Origin of the sequence: Micromonospora sp. AMSO31t (assembly GCF_008868175.1) — a bacterium.
Taxonomy (GTDB): domain Bacteria; phylum Actinomycetota; class Actinomycetes; order Mycobacteriales; family Micromonosporaceae; genus Micromonospora.
Window position 1 is genome coordinate 1 of sequence record NZ_WBKT01000294.1, and the last position, 1,773, is coordinate 1,773.

A 1,773-nucleotide genomic window follows, 5' to 3' on the forward strand; every position below is an offset into this window, starting at 1 on the left:
CCACGCCCCCGCCCCGCCTCCGGGCGGGTCGATCATGAAGTTGTCGTCGCGACGCGGCCGGGGCGACAACGTCATGATCGACGGGTCGAGCGGGCGGTGATGAGCGCCTCGATGCCGTCGAGGATCCGGGCCAGGCCGAAGTCGAGGGCCGCGTCGGTGGCCTCCGGGTCGGTGTCGCGCAGGGCGGCGTCCAGCGCCGGGAATCGGTCCTCCCGGCCGCGGATCAGCATGCCGAAGCCGGCCTCCCGGCCCGCGTGGGGCGCGTCGTCCGGCGCCGCGTGCTGGGCCAGGTTGCGGGCGTGCCCGACCAGGAGCACGGCGACGTCGAGCTGCTCGGCACCGGTCAGCCCGGTGCCGGCGAGGGCGGCGACCACCCGTTCCAGCCAGGCCAGCTCGTGGGGGCCGGGCAGCCGGGGGCCGACGGTAGCCGCGTGGGCCCACGGGTGCCGGCGGAACCGGTCGAAGAGCTGCCGGGTCCAGTCGTCGAGCTGGCCGCGCCAGTCGGCGCCGGCCGGCGGTGGGGGCGGCTCGCCGATCGCCGTCTCCAGCATGAGCGCCACCAGTTCGGCGCGGCCCGGCACGTACCGGTAGAGCGCCATCTTGGTGACGTCCAGCGACTCGGCGACCCGCTGCATGGTCAGCCCGTCGAGCCCGTCGGCGTCGGCGATGGTGATGCCGGCGCGGGCGATCGCAGCGAGGGTGAGGGTGGGGCGCGGCCCGCGCCGGGGGGCGGTCGGTGCCCCCCACAGCAGCTCGAACAGCCGGCCCTGATCGACGCCACCGGTCTCCACGGTCACCCCTTGTCCTCGGTCCGAAACTGTGTCTACGATACTCTGTATCCGAGGGACACAGTTTAGAACGGGGAACGACATGCCCACTCCACTTCGCGGTTTCCGTGTGCTCGTCTCCGGCGCCGGGGTCGCCGGCCCGGCGGTGGCCTGGTGGCTGACCCGGCACGGGGCCGAGGTCACCGTCGTCGAGGCCGCTCCCGCGCTGCGGACCAGCGGCTTCGCGGTCGACTTCCGCGGTCCCACCCACCTCGGCGTGCTCGCCGCCATGGGGGTGCTCGACGAGTTGCGCGCGGTGCAGACCCACGCCGGCGCCATGAGCCGGGTGGACGAGCACGACCGGGAGATCTTCCGGCTGCCGGCCGAGTTCGCCGGCGGCGAGCTGGAGGTGCTCCGCCGGGACCTGTCCCGGATCCTCTACGAGCGCGGCGCCGACCGGGTCGGGTACGTGTTCGGCGACCGGATCACCGCGCTCACCGAGACCGCCGACGGGGTGCGGGTCGACCTCGCCCGGGGCGCCTCCCGCACCGTCGACCTGGTGATCGGCGCGGACGGGCTGCACTCCGGCGTGCGCCGGCTGGCGTTCGGGCCCGAGTCCGCGTACGTCCGCCACCTCGGCTACCACCTGGCCGGCTGGGACGTGCCCGGCGACGGCGGCTTCGACGTCGTCCCCCGGCAGTACAACGTGCCCGGCCGGATGGCCAGCGTGGCCGCCGACCAGCGCGACCCGGGCCGGGCGGGCGCCCTCGTCGTGTTCACCTCACCCCCGCAGGACCACGACCGGCTCGACCTCGACCGGCAGAAGGCGTTGATCGCGGACGCCTTCGCCGGGCTGGGCTGGCACGTGCCCCGGCTGCTGGCCGGCCTGCGCGCCGCGCCCGAGCTCTACTTCGACGCGATCGCCCGGGTCAGCGTGCCCCGCTGGCACGCCGGCCGGTCGGTGCTGCTCGGCGACGCGGCCTGGGGGGTGACCCTCGGCGGGATG

General features: G+C 75.4%; 2 protein-coding genes. One reads left to right on the plus strand and one right to left on the minus strand.

All coding sequences use genetic code 11. The features are described 5' to 3' along the window. Window positions 1-71: 71 nt before the first annotated feature. Entirely contained in the window at window positions 72-797 is a 726-nt protein-coding gene (locus tag F8274_RS30550; protein WP_225854052.1) for a TetR/AcrR family transcriptional regulator, read from the minus strand. Window positions 798-870: 73 nt separating this feature from the next. Between F8274_RS30550 and F8274_RS30555 the strand changes: the two genes are divergently transcribed. Next, on the plus strand, window positions 871-1,773 hold a 903-nt coding region (locus F8274_RS30555; protein WP_151465855.1), incomplete at its 3' end, for an FAD-dependent monooxygenase.